This window comes from Parvularcula marina (assembly GCF_003399445.1).
GTDB classification, from domain to species: domain Bacteria; phylum Pseudomonadota; class Alphaproteobacteria; order Caulobacterales; family Parvularculaceae; genus Parvularcula; species Parvularcula marina.
This window is the reverse complement of the sequence record NZ_QUQO01000001.1, coordinates 2619972-2637516: the sequence shown is the minus strand read 5'-3', so window position 1 is coordinate 2637516 and position 17545 is coordinate 2619972. Positions and strand designations below refer to the sequence as shown.

The window sequence follows — 17545 nt, the reverse complement described above, 5'->3', positions numbered from 1 at the left end:
TCAGAGATACTCCCGCGGATCAGCAATCCGTCCTGCCACTGCCGAGGCGGCAGCGGTCAGCGGAGAGGCAAGGACAGTTCGTACACCCTCGCCCTGCCGGCCCTTGAAATTCCTGTTCGAGGTTGAGACGACAAGTTCACCCGGCTCACCCTTATCGCCATTCATGGCGATACACATCGAGCAGCCCGGCTCCCGCCATTCGGCGCCCGCCGCAGCAAAGACCTGATCGAGCCCCTCTTCTTCTGCCTGCCGCTTGACCGCTTCGGAACCGGGAACGATCAGCATGAGGACACCCTCGGCAACTTTGCGTCCGGTGAGGACGCGCGCTGTGGCGCGCATATCTTCGATCCGACCATTTGTGCAGGAGCCAACAAAGACCTTGTTGACGGGATATTCCGCAAGCGGATGCCCTGCCACAAAGCCCATATAATCGAGCCCTTCCTCCGCATCGGGTACATTCCCGTTCGCAGCCGACGCCGCATCAGGAGACGTTCCGTAAGTCACCATAGGGGTCAGGCTGGCCGCGTCGATCACGATTTCCTTGTCGAACACCGCACCTTCATCGCTCACGAGGTCCTCGTCCCTGTCGAGGGAGATGCCAGCGGCTTTCTCAAGATAGGCCCAAGTCACTTCATCGGGCGCCACCATGCCGGCCCGTGCGCCGCCTTCGATGGACATATTGCAAAGGGTCATTCGCCCTTCCATCGTCAGTTGACGGACGGCCTTGCCCTGATATTCGATGACATAGCCCGTACCGCCCTGCGTGCCGAGCTTTGCGATCATGGCGAGGGCCATATCCTTGCCACCAACACCGTCCGGCAATTCGCCCTCAAACGTCACTCGCATCGTCCGGGGGCGGCGCTGCAACAGGCTTTGCGTTGCCAGCACATGGCCGACCTCGGTTGTGCCGATACCAAAGGCGAGCGCGCCGAACGCGCCATGGGTTGAGGTATGACTATCGCCGCAGACGATGACGATTCCCGGCCGTGTACGGCCAAGTTCTGGCCCGACAACATGGACGATGCCGCGACGTTCATCATCGAGATCCAGCAAGGGAATGCCCTGCTCCTGACAGTTCTTGCGAAGCGTCTCGACCTGCATCTCGGCCTGCGCCGTCACGTAAGGCAACCGCCCATCCGCGCGTGCAGGCAAGGTCGGCACCGAGTGATCGATTGTGCCGAGCGTCAGGTCAGGGCGGCGAACATTTAGACCCCGTTCCTTCAGTACCGTGAAGGCCTGCGGGCTTGTCACTTCATGGATCAGGTGCAAGCCGATATGCAGGATCGCCGGGCGATCTTCCGTTTCAGGCGTGACAAGATTCCGCTCCCAGATCTTGTCAAACAGTGTCTTAGCCATCAGGAGACAGCCTCCGCCACGACCACACGGTTGGAGGCGCCAGACACCAGCGTCCGCAGATCCTCGTCTGTCACTTCGTGGCGCTCATCGGCGAGTTTCTTGAAGGCCGCAAAAATCGCATCCGTATAATCTGGATCGACCTCATGGCCGAGCTCCTCAAGCCGCGCGAAAAGCGCGTGCTTGCCGGAATGCTTGCCGAGGACAAGGGAGGATTTTGGTGCGCCGACATCTTCGGGCTTCATGATCTCATAGGTCTCGCGGTTCTGCAGCATGCCGTGCTGGTGAATGCCCGCTTCATGCGCGAAGGCGTTCCGGCCAACAATCGCCTTGTTCCGCTGCACCTTCTCACCCGTCACTTCTTCCAGCGAGCGGGACGCATTGTGGAATTCCTCCGTGCGGATCTGGGTATCAAGACCGAAATAGCTGCGGCGGGTTTTCAGTGCCATGACGACTTCTTCCATCGCCGCATTCCCGGCCCGCTCACCGATGCCGTTGATCGTGCATTCGATCTGGCGAACGCCAGCGCGGACAGCCGCAAGAGAATTGGCCACCGCAAGCCCCAGATCATTATGGCAATGCGAGGAGAAAACGACATCTTCAGGCGGTTCGACCGCATCGATCAGGTAGCGGAAGGTGTCATAGATCTCTTCCGGCGTCGTATAGCCGACCGTGTCCGGGACGTTGAGGGTCTTCGCCCCCGCATCAAGCGCCGTCCGCATGGCTTCGGCGAGGAATGTTTTCTCTGTACGCAGCGCATCTTCGGCGGAAAACTCGACGTCGTCGAAATATTTCGCCGCATAGGCAACGCCTTCCTCGATCTTGTCGAGGATCTCACCTTTGCGCAGATTGAGCTTGTGCTTACGGTGGATGGGCGACGTACCGATGAAGACATGCGCCCGCTTGTGAGAGGCCGGCTCCAGCGCCTCGATCGCCGCATCAATATCGCTTTTGGTGACCCGCGCCAGTGAACAGACGCGAGGGCCGTTCACGACCTCGGCGATGGCCTTGACGGATTCGAAATCCCCCGGAGATGCCGCCGCGAAGCCTGCCTCGATGACATCGACATTGAGCGCGGATAGAGCCTTCGCCATACGGAGCTTCCCCTTCATGGTCATGGAGAAGCCAGGGCTTTGCTCTCCATCCCGAAGGGTCGTGTCGAAAATTCGTACGTGACCGGATCCTGTTGCACTCATGGGGACGTCCTCCCTTTAATAATTCGCAAAATCGACATTCAGACCGACAGAGCGAAGCTCGGCGATAATCCTGTCCATATGATCGGCATCCGTGGCCTCCACGGAGATGTCGAGATAGGTCTGTTTGGCGGGCAGATCATTGAAGATCTTGTGATAGGCGACATCGATAATGTTGCCGTCCGCGCGCGTGATCGCATCGGACACAATGGAAAGCTGTCCGGGTACGTCGATCAGCTCGATCCTGAGCCGGGCGAGCCGCCGATGCCGCGCAAGATCGCGCATCAGCACACCGGAGACGAGCCTTGTATCGATATTCCCGCCACAGATGATGCTGCCAACCTTCTTGCCGCGGAAGAGGCCGCGATGCGCCATGACGGCGGCAAGACCCGCAGCCCCCGCCCCTTCGGCGAGCGTTTTCTGGGTGTTGAGAAGGAGGCAAAGCGCCGTTTCAAGCTGGGCTTCTTCGACCGTCACGATCTCATCGACATATTCGGCGATGATCCGCCGGGTCAGTTGCCCGGGCTCGGAAACCGCGATGCCTTCCGCCAGCGTGCTGCCGCCGCAGGGCCGATCCGTCTTGCGGAGGGCATTCAGCATGCTTGGGTACAAGGCCGCCTGCACCCCGACGACCTTGAGGTCAGGCTTGATCCGTTTGCCGATAACAGCCGTGCCCGCCGCAAGGCCCCCGCCGCCGATGGGAACCACCACGACATCGAGATCCGGCACCGCGGCCAGCATTTCTGAGATGACCGTTCCCTGACCGCATGCGACATGCGGATCGTCGAAGGGATGAACCATGATCTCGCCAGTCTCGCCTGCGCGAGCGGCTGCGGCTTTGCTGGCGGCATCGTAATTGTCCCCCTCAAGAACGATATCCGCGCCGAGCGCACGCGTTTCCTCGACCTTCACGGAAGGCGTCCGGCGCGGCATGAAGATGCATGCCTTCACCCCGAGCAGTGCTGCATGGCGGGCAAGACCTTGCGCGTGATTACCGGCGGAGGCCGCGATCACCCCGCGCGCGCGTTCCTCTTCAGAGAGAGACAGGAGCTTGGCGAGCGCGCCGCGTTCCTTGAAACTGTTCGTATATTGCTGGTTCTCGAATTTAAGATAGAGCTCCGTCCCCGTCAGGGCAGAGAGTTTTGGCGCGTGAAGGCAGGGCGTCACCGAAATCTCGTTCCAGGCGGGATCCGCCCGGCTCGAGATGGCTTCGACTTCCCGTTCAGAGATGCCGAAAGGCGATACGTCGCCCTCACATTCTGGCGCCGTCACACTCATAAGACGACCTCTGTATGCGGGATTTCCTTGAACATGCTGGGCCGCACGCGGCTGCGCTGCTCCAGCTTGACAGAACGCACATTCACCAGCCGTTCGATCTGACGGCGGAGCGTTTCGATCTTCCGCTCACCATAAGGTGAAACCTGCACCCAGGTCTTTGCCCCATCGCCGGATTCCTCGACCAGCAGGCAACGGACAAACCAGCCGCGCTGTTCGATGACGGTCCAGATACGGCGAAGCGTGCCGTTCACATTGTCGGTCTCGATATTCAGCGTCTCGATGCTCATTTGGATGTCTCCAGCATTTCAGCATTGGTGGCCCCGGGCGGGACGAGCGGCCAGACATTATCGGCAGGGTCGATCACGACATGGCAGAGGATCGGGCCATCAGCTTTCAGGAGGCGGTCAATCGCGCCGGGCACTTCATCGCGTTTCGTGATCGTGAATCCTTCGATGCCGAAGGCCTGCGCCACAACGGCAAAGTCAGGATTATCGGATAGATCGACTTCGGAATAGTTCTCTTCAAAGAACAGCTCCTGCCACTGACGAACCATGCCGAGACGGGAATTGTTGATGACCACGATCTTGACCGGGATCTGGTAGCGGCGAATGGTGGCGAGCTCCTGCACATTCATCATGAAGCCGCCATCGCCCGAGATCGAAACAACGGTTGCGGAGGGCTCAGACATTTTCGCACCCATGGCGGTGGGCAGCGAGAAGCCCATGGAGCCGAGGCCCCCGCTCGTCAGATGCGCCTGCGGCCGGGAGAAACGGCAATGCTGGGCAATCCACATCTGGTGCTGGCCGACATCGGCGACCCCGACGAAATCATCTCCGGCGGCCTCGGATAATTGCTTGAGGAAGGCGGGCGCGAAAATCCCCTCGCCCGGCGCATCATAGCGCGGCGCGGACGCTTCCCGTTCGGCGTAACAGGTGGAGCACCACTCAGCGACATCGCATGGCCCGGGATTGAAGCCCGTGACACTGTCCTTCAGCTCTCCGGGCACGGCGATATTCGCGTCCCGCAATTTGCTGATCTCTGAGATGTCGCGGTCAAAATGGATGACCCGAGCCTCAGGCGCAAAGCCGTTGAGGCGGCCCGTTGCGCGGTCATCAAAACGAGCGCCGACAACGATCAGGAGGTCCGTGGACTGAACGGCAAGATTGGCTGCCCGCGAGCCATGCATGCCGAGCATGCCGAGGAACTGCTCGTGACCGGTGGGCAGGACGCCCTGCGCCTGCAAGGTTGCCACAGCCGGAATGCCGGTTTCCTCAACGACCCGGCGGACATCCTCAGTTGCGCCACTACGGACGATGCCGCCGCCGAGATAAAAGAGTGGCCGCTTGGCAGACCGCACCGCTTCGCGCGCGGCGTCAAGAACGGAAACATCCGTGGGCAGTTCTTCGCGCTTCATTGGCGGGGTGATCGACACATCTGCCGTCGCCAGCTGGATGTCTTTGGGAATATCGACCAGGACCGGGCCCGGACGCCCTTCTTCGGCGATCCGGAAGGCTTCAGCGATAATCTCCGGCAATTCTGCGGCATTACGGACGATATAGGAGTGCTTCACGACCGGCATGGTGACGCCGAATGTGTCGATCTCCTGGAAGGCGTCTGTGCCCATCACGGCCTCGGCGACCTGCCCCGTAATGGCGACCATCGGCACCGAATCCATGAAGGCATCCGCGATCCCGGTGACGAGATTGGTCGCCCCCGGACCACTTGTGGCAAAGCAGACGCCAGCTTTCCCCGTCATGCGTGACCAACCGGCAGCCGCAAATGCCGCCCCCTGCTCATGCCGACAGAGAATGTGCTTGAGTGAAGAGCCCGGCAGGGCGTCATAAACCGGCATGATCGCACCGCCCGGGTAACCGAAAACGGTGGTTACCCCTTGTGCTTCCAGTGCACGTACGACCAGATCGGCGCCGCGCAATATTTCGGGTGCCGGGGTCGGGGCCTGGGCGGTTGCCGTGTTCATTATGATCGCTCCTGTCGGATCTCTTCAGGGGTTAAGGGTTAGTCTTCAGTCACCGGAATTGTTTTTGTCGCCGCCGAGCCATGTCATCATGGAACGCATCCGGTCGCCGACTTTTTCCATGTCGTGCTCCGTTTTCTGACGAAGCATGGAGCTGTAGCGCGCTTTCCCGGCCTGGTTCTCCAGAATCCAGTCATTGGCAAAAGTACCACTGCGGATCTCGTCGAGGACATCTTTCATCTTCGCCTTGGCGTCCGCATTCACGACACGCGGGCCAGAGCGCAGATCGCCAAAGGTCGCCGTCTCGGAGATGAACTCATACATCTTCTTCATGCCGCCTTCGTGAAGGAGGTCGACGATGAGTTTGAGCTCGTGGAAGCACTCATAATAGGCAAGCTCGGAAGGATAGCCCGCTTCAACGAGAGTTTCGTAACCGGCAATGATCAACTCGGTGACGCCGCCGCAAAGAACGGCCTGCTCGCCAAAGAGATCGGTTTCGGTCTCATCACGGAAGGTCGTCTCAAAGATCGCTGCAGCCGTGCCGCCAAGGCCATCCGCATAGGAAAGAGCGCGCTGCGTGGCTTCGCCTGACGCATCCTGCTCGACCGCGAAAAGGCAGGGCACGCCGCGCCCGCGCTGATATTCACGGCGGACCAGATCGCCCGGCCCTTTGGGCGCCACCATGATGACATCGACGTCTTTGGGCGGGCGAACCTGACCATAGATCACCGAGAAACCATGCGCGAACATCAGCGTTTTGCCCGCCGACAGATTGGGGGCGACGTGATTCTCAAAGATCTCCTTATGCGCCATATCCGGTGCGGTCAGGGCGATGAAATCGGCTTCTTTCGCGGCACTCGCAATGTCGAGCACGCGGAAGCCGTCTTCTTCTGCCAGCTGATGGCTTTTGCCACCCTTACGTGCGCCGATGATGACGTCGAACCCGCTTTCACGCAGGTTCTGGGCATGGGCACGGCCCTGGCTGCCATAGCCGACAATCGCAATCGTCTTGTCCGTCAGCGTGCCGGGTTTGACATCGTCTTTGGTGAAAACGCGAAGCTCTTCGCTCATCCTTTTTTCTCCTGAAGGGTGACGGCACCACGCGATGCAGAGCCGACGAGTTTGGCAAATTTATCGAAAACACCGCCGTAGGATTTTTGCGGGCGCACGGACATCTCGGCCCGGCGCTCCTCCCACGGAATATCTGCATCGATACGGCGGGATGCCGGATCGATTGAAATCTTGTCGCCATCTTTAAGGTAAGCGAGCGGGCCGCCTGCGGCGGCTTCAGGGCTTGCATGACCGATGACATAGCCGTGACTTGCACCCGAGAAACGCCCATCCGTGATCAGCGCAACATCGCCCGCGAGCCCCTGCCCGGCCAAGGCTGCCGTGACGGCCAGCATCTCGCGCATGCCGGGGCCGCCTTTTGGTCCCTCATAGCGGATGACCACGACATCACCGGATTTGATGCCGCCTGCCTGCACTTCGGCAAAGCAGTCCTCTTCACAATCAAAGACCCGCGCCGGACCGGAGAAGGCGCGATCCGCGTAGCCGGACGTCTTCAGCACCGCGCCCTCCGGCGCTACATCGCCGTAAAGAATGCGGATGCCGCCGGTTTCTTTCACCGGCTTATCGACGGTCCAGATGACGTCCTGACCCGGTGTTTCTTCTGCTTCTGCAAGCTCTTCGAACAATGTCCGCCCCGTGACGGTCATCGTGTCTTCGAGCAGCCCTGCTTCTTTGAGGCGCGCGCCGAAGAGCCGACAGCCGCCAGCCTCGGACATGTCCTGCGCCAGATACCGTCCGCCGGGCTTGAGATCCGTGATCACCGGGACTTCGCGAGACAGCTCATCGAAAATATCAATGTCAAAATCGACACCGGCTTCTGCCGCAATGGCCGCCAGATGCAGCACCGCGTTGGTTGACCCGCCGGAGGCAACAACAGCCGAGACAGCATTGCGCAGGCTTGCCGGCGTGATCAGGGAACGGATCGATGTGCCAAGCGCCTGCTGACCGGCAAGCAGCCCAACTGCATGGGCAACGCCCGGCTTGTCAGGATGGACAGCGGGTACATCCCCTGCGCCCATCGGCGCGACCCCGAGGAAGGCCAGTGCCATCGCCATTGTGTTGGCCGTGAACTGGCCGCCACAGGCGCCTGCGCCCGGACAGGCTTTTTCCTCAACAGCTTTCAGGCCAGCATCATCGATATCGCCCTTGGCGTGCTGACCGACGGCCTCGAAGACATCCTGAATGGAAAGGTCGCGATCGCCCAGACGGCCTTTGCCGATTGTCCCGCCGTAAAGCACCGCCCCCGGAATATCGAGACGCGCCAGCGCCATGGCGGCGGCTGGAATGGTCTTGTCACAGCCAACCAGAATGACGGCGGCATCGAGGGCATGCCCGCGCACACAGAGCTCAATCGAGTCGGCGATAACCTCCCGACTGATGAGCGACGCGCGCATGCCGTCGTGCCCCATGGAGATCCCGTCCGTGACAACCGGTGCGCCGAATTCAAAGGGCACCGCACCGCTTTCGCGAATGCCGTCACAAAGGGGACCGGCCAAGGTCCGTAAATGCATGTTGCAGGGCATGACTGAGGAATAAGTGCTGACGACCGCGACCATCGGCTTTTCGAAATCGGCATCGGTCAGCCCCGTCCCCCGGAGCATGGCTCGGGCGGCGGCTTTCTGAGGCCCTTTAGTGATCGCATCGCTGCGTTTCATGTCATCATCGGCGCATAAAAAAAGCTCCCCTTCGGGAGCCTTGCGAGAACCGTTGGCCGTAGCCCGTCTCAGCGCCGCTCCCTCAGGCTGTTGCTAATAAGAAGAAGTACAAGCGAGACGCCCCGCACAACGCGCAGGCCCGGGAATACAATGATGTTGAGCGACTGGCTCATTCCGGTTCTCTCTAAATCTGTTTTGGCCATATAACATATTCAACTAAAACAGAACCCCTTATTGCCGGAAATATGCCTATAAAATTGCTACCGCGGCAGAGCCTTGCGAGGACCGATGCATTTGCACCACAAACAGGCAGGCCCTGTCCCAAAACGGGACAGGGTGGCAATCGCCTTTATTCAAGAGAAATCAGCCGAGTGACGGCATTTTGAGGCCGATCGATCGAAGGTGAGCTTCAAGGTGATCGAGCGCTTCCTGAGAGGGGCCGGGATAAGGACCGGCTGTCGGCTGGTTCCCGCGATAGCCGATATCAGCCATCCCCTCAGGCGTTGAGAAGAACGCCCCCATGGTGAGCGACCGGAAGCGCCGGATGAACGCGGCGCCCTCTTTCAGCTCTTCTTTCTCCTGACCATAGACGGCAACGTCATCGAGGATCGACGCCCTCTCCGCCTCGCTGATCGTAGCAAAGCCCTTCCCGAACCGGCCAATTGAGACCTGCTCGATCCAGGTGAGCCCCGGCAGGATGATCGCGCGGTCGCGCTGTTGCCCTTCATAAGGGGCACTGATCCACTCATCGAGGAAGTCCGGCACACCGACCGCGCTCGCCGATGGGGAATGCTCATCCTCCGGAACAAACATATCCGCGAGCGCCGCCGTTACCGCGAGCTGCTTCTCGGTCATCGTCCGCGACCATGTGTTGGCTGGCTGCATAAGATCGGGGTCGGTGCCGTAAGGCGTACCCGAGATGTCGGCCGCCTGCCCAAGGCTTGCCCGATGTTTGCTGATGGGGCGCGCGGGGATGATCCCGTCATCCAGCGCAGCCTTTGTCTCTTTCCTGTCGCCGCAGGCTGTCATCGCGGAGGCCGCGACACCGGACATCACCCATTTGATCGTCGTACGGCGGTCAATTTTCTTGTGCAGGACCATGATCAAAGTGCTCCCTGCTGCATCTGTTCGACAAGATAATCTGTATTCCGCCAGGCAAGTGCCATGATGGTGAGGGTCGGGTTCTTGTGTGCCTTGGACGCGAATATAGCCCCGTCCATCAGGAAGAGATTATCGACATCCCAGGATTGACCAAATTCATTGGTCACCGAGCTGCCGGGATCATCACCCATCCGGGCTGTCCCGACCTCGTGAATGATCCAGCCGCCCGGCGCGATGGCGTCCTTTGGTGAGGGGACATTTGTCGGCACCTCCCCGCCCATGCGGTCGATCAGCTCCAGCGTCGTCTTCTGGAAATGCGCCACCTGATTTAATTCGTGTTCGGTGTGTTTGTAGTGGAATTTGAGAACAGGAATGCCGTAATTATCTTTGAGCTCAGGATCGATCTCGGCATAGCAATGCTCATTAGGGATCATCTCCCCGCGCTGGGCGAACCAGACATAGCTGCCATAATAGCGCCGCGCCTCTTCCTTCAGCTTCGCGCCATAGCCGCCGGCCATGTCTCCATAACCACCAACGCCCATATCGGGCTGGCTGAACCCGCCGCCCATTTCATAATGATATCCACGCGGAAAATCGAGCTTACCCGCCGCCTGCTCCGGGTACAGCCAGAACGGGATATACATGTGGATGCCCATGGCGCCGTCTTCATTATAGCGGGGCCTGTTCTCAAAGGCCGGGATGCGTGCACCCATGGAGGCACCGACCGTATCCATCAGGTTCCGGCCGACCTGACCGGAGGAGTTCCCCACCCCATCCGGTGCTTGCGCGTTTTTCGAATTGAGCATGATGCGGGCGGTCTCGCCCGCACTGGCCGCAAGAATAACAATCCTTGCAGGAACGAATTTGTGCTCACCCGATTTCTTTTCGATATACCAGACGCCCTTGGCCTTGCCGTCCTCCCCCATCTCGATCTCATGCACCATGGCATCGGTCGTGATGGTAAGGTTCCCTGTCGCGCGCGCCCATGGCAGGAAGGACGTTGTCGTTTGGAAAGCGGCGCCTATGGCGCAGCCCCGTCCGCAGGCGGACGCATAGTAACAGGCCTTCCGCTGATCGAGGTCGCGGGTCATCACTGCACGGCGGGCCGGCACGCAAGGGATGCCCATATCCGTTGCCGCCGCCTGGATCAGCAGCTCCGGGATGCGGGCCTTGGGCGGGTCATGCAGAACACCTGGCCCTGAATTGGGATGGTTCTCAAGCCCATCATTGCGGCCATAAACACCGACCAGCGCTTCAGTCTTATCGTAATAGGGCGCGATATCCTCGTAAGTCACCGGCCAGTCGACGCCGAGCCCGTCCCGGCTCCGGGGTTTGAAATCATATGGCCCCATACGGAAGGAATTGCGGGCCCAGTGATTGGTCCGCCCCCCCAGCATACGCGAGCGGTACCAGTAGAACTCAGAGCCCTCGCCTCTTGAGTATGGCTCACCGGGGACTTCCCACCCGCCATCGACCGTCGCATCGTAATAGCCGAACACCTTGTCCTTGGTGCCCGCGCCGCGAAGCGGTGCCTGATGATTAGTGTGCAGCATCGGCGTTTCCGTCAGCGGATCATAATTGCGCCCCGCCTCCAGCATCAGGACTTTCACGCCCGCTTTCGTCAGCACATAGGCAGCCATGCCGCCGCCTGCGCCCGACCCGATGACGACAACGTCGTGTTCCGGTTCAGCCTGCATCTCGTCTCTTTTCTCTTTTTTGTCTGTAGTCGTATCGGCGGCTCAGTCGAGGACGCGAACGCGGATGTCCTTGTAATGGATCTCACTGTCAGGATCATGCGCCTGAAGGGCGAACGTTCCGTGATCAATCTGACGGCCCTGATCAGGCCAATCCTCCGGCTCCGTCCATTTGATGGTCGTCTTGCCATCGACTTTCAGCTCGACCGTATTGTCGATGACAATCACGGTGTAGTCGAACCATTCGCCATCGGTGGACGGGGCGGACGGCGCCCAAGCCTGAATATCCTGCCCCTCAAAGCGCACAACGAAAGGCTCTTCACTGTCGCCCGGTGCATAGACATCGGCAATCGCATAGAGGCTGCCCGTCTTGCGCGGATCGCCGTTGGTCGAGTTCACCTGCGCCTCATGACCGATATCCGGCCAGCCTTCGGCTTGATAGGACGTATGGAAATAAATGCCGGAATTCGACCCCGGCGTTGTGCGAACCTTTGCCTGCAGCTCGAAATTTTTGAAATCGCCGTCATTGACAGGACCATCATAAAAGAGATGCGCACGCCCTCCTTTGACAATGAGGATGCCGTCTTTGACGCTGAAGGAGTCTGGATTTTCCGTGGTCGATTTCCACCCAGAAAGGCTCTCGCCATCGAAGAGAGAGACAAAATCCGTCTCGTCATCCCCGGCGGAGGCCGTCCCCAATGACAGAGCGAGCAGGCTAGCGCCCAGAATAGTTGTCACACGCATTGGAAGGCCCTTTCCCTCATTGATTCGGAGCGCAAGATGCATGAGCCGGACAGTCTTGACCAGCCATGCGCGCAGACATCTTCGAATTGTGCAGCGCACAATCTAATTGGCTTTTTCTGTTATTGGCGATTTCCAGTTATCGTGAGAGCTGTTACGCCAATGAAAAACCGTTAGCGGTAACATAATGGAGGGAATGTGCCGAAAAAGGTGCGCATGGGCATGGTCGGGGGCGGCCAGGGAGCATTCATCGGGGCTATTCATCGGCTCGCGGCAGGGATCACGGGAGAGATCGCCCTTGTCGCCGGCGCCTTCAGCCGGGATGGCGACGCCTCGCGCGCTTTCGGCGCGGAACTCGGCCTCTCGCCAGAACGCAGCTATGCATCCTATACGGAGATGTTCGGCGCAGAATTAGCTCTGCCTGAAGATATCCGGATGCAATGCGTGTCCATCGTCACACCGAATGATTCGCATGCCGATATTGCCTGCTCTGCCATGAAGGCCGGCTTTGATGTCATCTGCGACAAGCCGCTGGCCGGCGTTCTTGAAGACGCGCTGCGCATTGAGGAAGCCGTCAAAGAAACCGGCCGTCTCTTTGCCCTCACCCAGACCTATACGGGCTATCCCATGGCGATCGAGGCGCGCGAGCGCATTGCAGCGGGCGAGCTTGGCGAGATCCGCCGGGTGGCCGTCAGCTATCTTCAGGACTGGCTTTCCCGCGAGGACGACACCAAGGGCAGCAAACAGGCAAGCTGGCGCAGTGACCCTGCGCGCTCCGGTGAGTCCGGTGCCTTTGCCGATATCGGCACGCATGCCTACAATATGGTCGAGTTCATGACTGGCGAGCGTGTCACTGATGTTGCCGCCGAATTGCGCGCCGTCCTGCCCGGCCGGGCGATTGATGATGACGGCATGGCGATGTTCCGGCTCGATGGCGGCGCGGCTGGCCTCATTTCGGCCAGCCAGGTCTGCTCTGGCGCCATCAATGCCCTCCGTATCGAGATTTATGGCAGCAAAGCGAGCCTTCACTGGTTTCAGGAAGAGCCGAACACTCTCTCCCTCAAACGTCGGGGCGAACCCGAAATGGTCCTGCGCTCTGGCGCCGGCACGCCCTATCTCTCGGACGCTGCCCTCGCCGTCTGCCGCACGCCGGGCGGTCATCCTGAAGGCTATATCGAAGCCTTCGCCAATCTTTATGCGGCCTTTGCAGGCGACGTCCGGGATGGCGGCAAGCGGCCGGGCACCCCGCCCGGTTACGCCACGATCGAAGACGGCATGTCGGCTATGCGCTTCATCCGGGCCGCCAATATCAGCAGCAAGAACAATTCAGCCTGGACACCGCTTGCCGGTATCGAAAACCAGAGCTGACCCACGAATAAGGAGACGAGCATGAAAGGCCCCGCCATTTTTCTTGCGCAGTTTGCGGACGATAGCGCGCCATTCAACGATCTTAAGTCGATCACCCAATGGGCGGGCTCGCTCGGCTATAAGGGCGTGCAGATCCCAACATGGGAGAGCCGCCTCTTTGATCTCGAAAAGGCTGCCGAGAGTAAGGATTACTGCGACGAGGTCGCGGGCATCTGCGCCGATGCGGGGCTTGAGGTCACAGAGCTTTCAACCCACCTTCAGGGCCAGCTCGTCGCCGTTCATCCCGCCTACGGAGAAATGTTCGATGCCTTCGCACCCGAACAGCTCCGCGGCAATGAGGCAGGCAAGGCCGAATGGGCCGCCGAGCAGGTGAAACTGGCGGCCAAAGCCAGCCGGCACTTCGGCTGTTCCTCACACGCCACGTTCTCCGGCGCCCTCCTCTGGCATACGATGTATCCCTGGCCGCAACGCCCGGCGGGCCTTGTCGAGGAAGGCTTTGCCGAGCTCGGCCGCCGATGGAAGCCGCTGCTCGATGTCTTCGAAGAGAATGGCGTTGATGCGTGCTATGAGCTTCACCCCGGCGAAGACCTTCATGACGGCGCGACATTCGAGCGGTTCCTTGAGGAAGTCGATGACCATCCGCGGGCGAATATTCTTTACGACCCGAGCCACTTCATCCTGCAGCAGCTCGACTATCTGCAATTCATTGATTTCTACCATGAGCGGATCAAGGCCTTCCATGTGAAGGACGCGGAGTTTAACCCGACCGGCAAAGCCGGCGTTTATGGCGGCTATCTTGGCTGGCAGGACCGTCCGGGCCGGTTCCGTTCGCTCGGTGACGGACAGATTGATTTCCGCGCCATCTTCTCGAAACTGACCCAGTACGGATATGACGGCTGGGCGGTGCTCGAATGGGAATGCTGCCTCAAACATCCCGAACAGGGAGCCGCCGAGGGCGCGCCCTTTATCGCCGATCACATGATCAGGGTGACCGAGAAAGCCTTTGACGACTTTGCGGGCGCCGCGCCCGACATGGACCGGAACCGCCGGATCCTCGGACTGAACTAAAGACAAAGAAAACATGGCCCGAAAAGGGCTTTCCTTGAGGGAGGAACGACATGTCAGAACAACAGACTCCGAAGACGGAGTATAATAAGCGTGCACTCTTCTGGATCAGCGTATTGGCGCTTTTCACCGCCGCTGTGTCCTTCTCCCTGCGGACGGGCGCATCGGGCGCCATTCAGGCGGGCGTCTTCAACCCAATTGATGCGGCCAATTCCGGCCGCCTGATCGGCGAGGCTCTGGGCGCATCCTTTCTGGGATTTGCACTCTCCCTCCTCGTCATCAGCCCGTTTCTCGACCGGTTCGGAGCAAAGCGCGTCCTCCTCTTTGCCTCTGCCTGTTTTATCGCGGGGCCCATACTTATCATCCTTGCCCCGATGATGGGCGCAGGCGGCATGATCATCTTCATGGTGAAGTTCGGCATGATCCTTTGCGGGCTCGGCTGGGGCGCCACCGAAGCCTCGATCAACCCTGTCACCGCAGTCCTATATCCTGATGACAAGACGCACCGCCTCAATGTCCTTCATGCATGGTGGCCGGCGGGGATCGTCGCAGGCGGGCTGTTGAGCCTCGTCCTCTTTCAGGCGATGAATTTGAGCTGGCAGGTCGCGATCGCCATGATCATCATTCCGGGTGCGGCCTTTGGTGCCTGGGCGATGAAAGAAACCTTTCCCAAGACCCAGATCGAAGATCCTGACATGAGCTTCACCGACATGATCATGGTCCCGTTCAAGCGGCCCAGTTTCTGGATCTTTTTTGTGATCATGTTCCTGACGGCCTCGGCGGAACTGGCGCCCGGATCGTGGGTCGATGTGGCCCTCACCGAGACCGTGAAGATGCCGGGCATCATTGTGCTGATCTATGTCTCGGCCATCATGTTCGTGATGCGCCATTTCGCGGGCGCCCTCGCCCACCGGGTCTCTGATATGGGCCTCTTATGGATGACGACCATCCCGGCGGCGTTGGGGCTTTATCTCCTCGCGGTTGCCAATTCTCCGGTCACGGCGCTTTTTGCGGCAACGATCTGGGCAGTTGGCGTCTGCTTCATGTGGCCGACCATGCTTGCCGCGGTGGCCCAGCGCTATCCGCACGGTGGCCCGTGGACGATCGGGCTTGTCGGTTTTGCCGGCGCCATGGCGATCCAGCTTGTCCTGCCAAAGCTTGGGGCCATCTATGACACAGCCAAGCTAGAACGCGCCGGTGGACAGGACGCTTTTGCAGCCCTTCAACCGGGGTCGGAGCAGTTGCAGGATGTCCTCGCCTATGCGGCGGAGACATCCTTCCGAACCATCGCGATCATCCCGGTGATCCTGTTCGTCATCTTCGGCGCCGTCTGGTTCATCGAACGCAAGAAGAAGCTCGGCGGCAATGACTGACCCTTACGGACGGTCAGGCCGGTCGAGCCGGTAGCTGACCATCGCCACTCTGGTTGAGTCAGGGGACCATGACGGCACATTGATCGTCCCCTGACCGCCATGCAGCTTGGTAACGATATGCGGCGGCTCGCTGCCATCGGCCGGCATCATCCGGATAAAGACATCCCGGTTCGGCGGGTGATCGGCGAGATCCACATCAAGCCCGAAGGACACCATGATGATCCACTTTCCGTCCGGGGACGGATGCGGGAACCAGTCGCGGTAGCTCTCATCAAATGTAACTTGCGTGGGTTCTGTCCCATCGGGCCGAACTTTCCAGATCTGCATGGCGCCGGTCCGGGTCGAGTTGAAATAGAGCCACTCCCCGTCCGGTGAAAAATCCGCGCCATCGTCAAGACCGTCCGAGTCCGTCACGCGCCATTCTTCACCGCCATCGAGGCGCTTCGCCCAGATATTATAGGAGTCCGAGATTTCAGGACGCTGCGCCGTGTAGGCAATGACTTCCCCGTCCGGTGACCAGGCATGCCAGTAAGACCGTGCCGTCGGATGGCTAACAACTTCACGCGGCTCATCCGCGCCCTCAATCGGCAGCAAATAGATGCGGGAGATATCATCCGGCTGCGACTGATCGGAGATGATCAGTTGCGTGCCGTCCGGGGAAATACCGTGATCATTATTGTTCCGGATATACGGCCCCGTATTCACCTTTACCGGATCACCACCCTCTGCCGGAATTTTCCAGATATACCCGCCGCCATTGAAAAGAAGATATTCGCCGTCTCGTGACCAGTTCGGCGCTTCGAATTTGTCATCACTCGTATAAATGACTTCCCGATTACCGGTTGCGACATCCAAGATTTCTAGCGAGCTGTCTACGCCAGCGGGATACCCCGTCTCCGTCACTGGTTCGAGATCAAGCGGTGTGATCTCGACATTTGAGAACCGCGCCGTCTCCGTCACACTGTTGTCGTGCGAGCAAACGGCAAGGCCGACATAGAATTCATCCCCGAACGGAATGCGGTAATTGCCGCCGCCGCGCTGCCATCCACCATCCTCGAGTGCAACCGACATGAAGACATAATCGCCTTCTTTTTCGAGCCGTACGCGGGAAGCGTCCTGCACAGCCGAGACGATCTGGCGGGTCTCGCCGCCTGTTTCATCGCGGTACTGAAGGGAGGTCAGCCCATCGCCATGAATGACGATATCGGCATAGCGCGCATCCGGCTCAAGGCTTTCCCGGATGACCACGCCTGCCTTGCGATGCTCATGAACCCCTTCACCCAGCCATTCGATATCCGCCGAGACAAAGACGTCTCCGGACATTTTCGTCCAGACATAGGTGAAGGCGTCCTTGTCCGCCCACATATTCTCACCGCTGGCCGTGATCTCATAGACCCCCGTGCCGGGATCGAAACTCGCACTGCCGGGCGTGGCCACATCGCCAATATCACTCATCTCATCAAAGAGACCGAGGCTCACGGGTGCTTGGTCACTCTCTTCAACGACCTTCGTTTCTTCGGCTGGTGCCTCTTCACGGCCACCGCAGGCGCCCGCCCCCAAGGCCAGTGTCAGCGCCCAAAAACTTGTGGAAATTCTCATCCATTCCTCCCTCATTCGGTGGCATTCACCATCAAAGAAAGCTAGCCTATTTCAGGAGATTTCGCGATGTTCGGACTGC

14 protein-coding genes are annotated in these 17545 nt (G+C 59.7%); 3 read left to right on the top strand and 11 right to left on the bottom strand.

Going from position 1 to position 17545, the window contains the following annotated elements:
* From leuC to DX908_RS12660, 10 genes are all read right to left on the bottom strand, one after another.
* Positions 1-1356, bottom strand: coding sequence for a 3-isopropylmalate dehydratase large subunit (leuC, locus tag DX908_RS12705; RefSeq protein WP_199564709.1), 1356 nt, complete (start codon positions 1354-1356; stop codon positions 1-3).
* Positions 1356-2549 carry a 2-isopropylmalate synthase gene (locus tag DX908_RS12700; RefSeq protein ID WP_116392677.1) on the bottom strand — a complete coding sequence of 398 codons (1194 nt, stop codon included), beginning with the start codon at positions 2547-2549 and terminating at the stop codon, positions 1356-1358. Before DX908_RS12700 ends, leuC begins: the two co-directional genes overlap by 1 nt.
* A 15-nt stretch (positions 2550-2564) precedes the next feature.
* Positions 2565-3824, bottom strand: a complete 1260-nt coding sequence (locus DX908_RS12695; protein ID WP_116392676.1) for a threonine ammonia-lyase — start codon at positions 3822-3824, stop codon at positions 2565-2567.
* Positions 3821-4111, bottom strand: a complete 291-nt coding sequence (locus DX908_RS12690) for an ACT domain-containing protein (protein ID WP_116392675.1) — start codon at positions 4109-4111, stop codon at positions 3821-3823. The genes DX908_RS12695 and DX908_RS12690 overlap by 4 nt, the downstream gene beginning before the upstream one ends.
* On the bottom strand, positions 4108-5802 hold the full coding sequence (gene ilvG / locus DX908_RS12685) for an acetolactate synthase 2 catalytic subunit (protein ID WP_116392674.1): 1695 nt from the start codon (positions 5800-5802) through the stop codon (positions 4108-4110). The genes DX908_RS12690 and ilvG overlap by 4 nt, the downstream gene beginning before the upstream one ends.
* Positions 5803-5847: 45 nt before the next feature.
* Positions 5848-6870 (bottom strand): ketol-acid reductoisomerase, encoded by a 1023-nt coding sequence (gene ilvC, locus DX908_RS12680; protein WP_116392673.1) that lies wholly within the window; start codon positions 6868-6870, stop codon positions 5848-5850.
* Positions 6867-8525, bottom strand: coding sequence for a dihydroxy-acid dehydratase (ilvD, locus tag DX908_RS12675; protein WP_116392672.1), 1659 nt, complete (start codon positions 8523-8525; stop codon positions 6867-6869). The genes ilvC and ilvD overlap by 4 nt, the downstream gene beginning before the upstream one ends.
* 363 nt (positions 8526-8888) lie before the next feature.
* A complete protein-coding gene (locus DX908_RS12670; protein ID WP_116392671.1) occupies positions 8889-9626 on the bottom strand; it encodes a gluconate 2-dehydrogenase subunit 3 family protein in 738 nt (245 codons plus the stop codon).
* A 2-nt stretch (positions 9627-9628) separates the two neighbouring features.
* Positions 9629-11323, bottom strand: coding sequence for a GMC family oxidoreductase (locus DX908_RS12665; protein ID WP_116392670.1), 1695 nt, complete (start codon positions 11321-11323; stop codon positions 9629-9631).
* Positions 11324-11365: 42 nt separating this feature from the next.
* A complete protein-coding gene (locus tag DX908_RS12660) occupies positions 11366-12064 on the bottom strand; it encodes a 3-keto-disaccharide hydrolase (protein WP_116393103.1) in 699 nt (232 codons plus the stop codon).
* 195 nt (positions 12065-12259) lie between these two features.
* On the opposite strand from DX908_RS12660, the gene DX908_RS12655 reads away from it, so the two are divergent.
* Genes DX908_RS12655 through DX908_RS12645 form a run of 3 tightly spaced genes read left to right on the top strand, consistent with a single transcriptional unit; the run spans position 12260 to position 15867 of the window.
* A complete protein-coding gene (locus tag DX908_RS12655) occupies positions 12260-13429 on the top strand; it encodes a Gfo/Idh/MocA family protein (RefSeq protein WP_199564708.1) in 1170 nt (389 codons plus the stop codon).
* Positions 13430-13450: 21 nt separating this feature from the next.
* Positions 13451-14497, top strand: coding sequence for a sugar phosphate isomerase/epimerase family protein (locus DX908_RS12650; RefSeq protein ID WP_116392668.1), 1047 nt, complete (start codon positions 13451-13453; stop codon positions 14495-14497).
* 50 nt (positions 14498-14547) lie between these two features.
* A complete protein-coding gene (locus DX908_RS12645; RefSeq protein ID WP_116392667.1) occupies positions 14548-15867 on the top strand; it encodes an MFS transporter in 1320 nt (439 codons plus the stop codon).
* A gap of 3 nt (positions 15868-15870) precedes the next feature.
* On the opposite strand, the gene DX908_RS12640 is transcribed toward DX908_RS12645, so the two are convergent.
* The gene (locus tag DX908_RS12640) at positions 15871-17466 is read right to left on the bottom strand and encodes a TolB family protein (RefSeq protein WP_158548753.1); all 1596 of its coding nucleotides are present in this window, start codon (positions 17464-17466) and stop codon (positions 15871-15873) included.
* Positions 17467-17545 lie beyond the last annotated feature (79 nt).

Coding starts and splice junctions, on each gene's coding strand:
- DX908_RS12695 (WP_116392676.1), bottom strand. CDS start 3,824: ATGAGTGTGACGGCGCCAGAATGTGAGGGCGACGTATCGCCTTTCGGC.
- ilvC (WP_116392673.1), bottom strand. CDS start 6,870: ATGAGCGAAGAGCTTCGCGTTTTCACCAAAGACGATGTCAAACCCGGC.
- DX908_RS12640 (WP_158548753.1), bottom strand. CDS start 17,466: ATGAGAATTTCCACAAGTTTTTGGGCGCTGACACTGGCCTTGGGGGCG.
- DX908_RS12665 (WP_116392670.1), bottom strand. CDS start 11,323: ATGCAGGCTGAACCGGAACACGACGTTGTCGTCATCGGGTCGGGCGCA.
- ilvG (WP_116392674.1), bottom strand. CDS start 5,802: ATGAACACGGCAACCGCCCAGGCCCCGACCCCGGCACCCGAAATATTG.
- DX908_RS12670 (WP_116392671.1), bottom strand. CDS start 9,626: ATGGTCCTGCACAAGAAAATTGACCGCCGTACGACGATCAAATGGGTG.
- DX908_RS12645 (WP_116392667.1), top strand. CDS start 14,548: ATGTCAGAACAACAGACTCCGAAGACGGAGTATAATAAGCGTGCACTC.
- DX908_RS12660 (WP_116393103.1), bottom strand. CDS start 12,064: ATGCGTGTGACAACTATTCTGGGCGCTAGCCTGCTCGCTCTGTCATTG.
- DX908_RS12700 (WP_116392677.1), bottom strand. CDS start 2,549: ATGAGTGCAACAGGATCCGGTCACGTACGAATTTTCGACACGACCCTT.
- DX908_RS12650 (WP_116392668.1), top strand. CDS start 13,451: ATGAAAGGCCCCGCCATTTTTCTTGCGCAGTTTGCGGACGATAGCGCG.
- ilvD (WP_116392672.1), bottom strand. CDS start 8,525: ATGAAACGCAGCGATGCGATCACTAAAGGGCCTCAGAAAGCCGCCGCC.
- DX908_RS12690 (WP_116392675.1), bottom strand. CDS start 4,111: ATGAGCATCGAGACGCTGAATATCGAGACCGACAATGTGAACGGCACG.
- leuC (WP_199564709.1), bottom strand. CDS start 1,356: ATGGCTAAGACACTGTTTGACAAGATCTGGGAGCGGAATCTTGTCACG.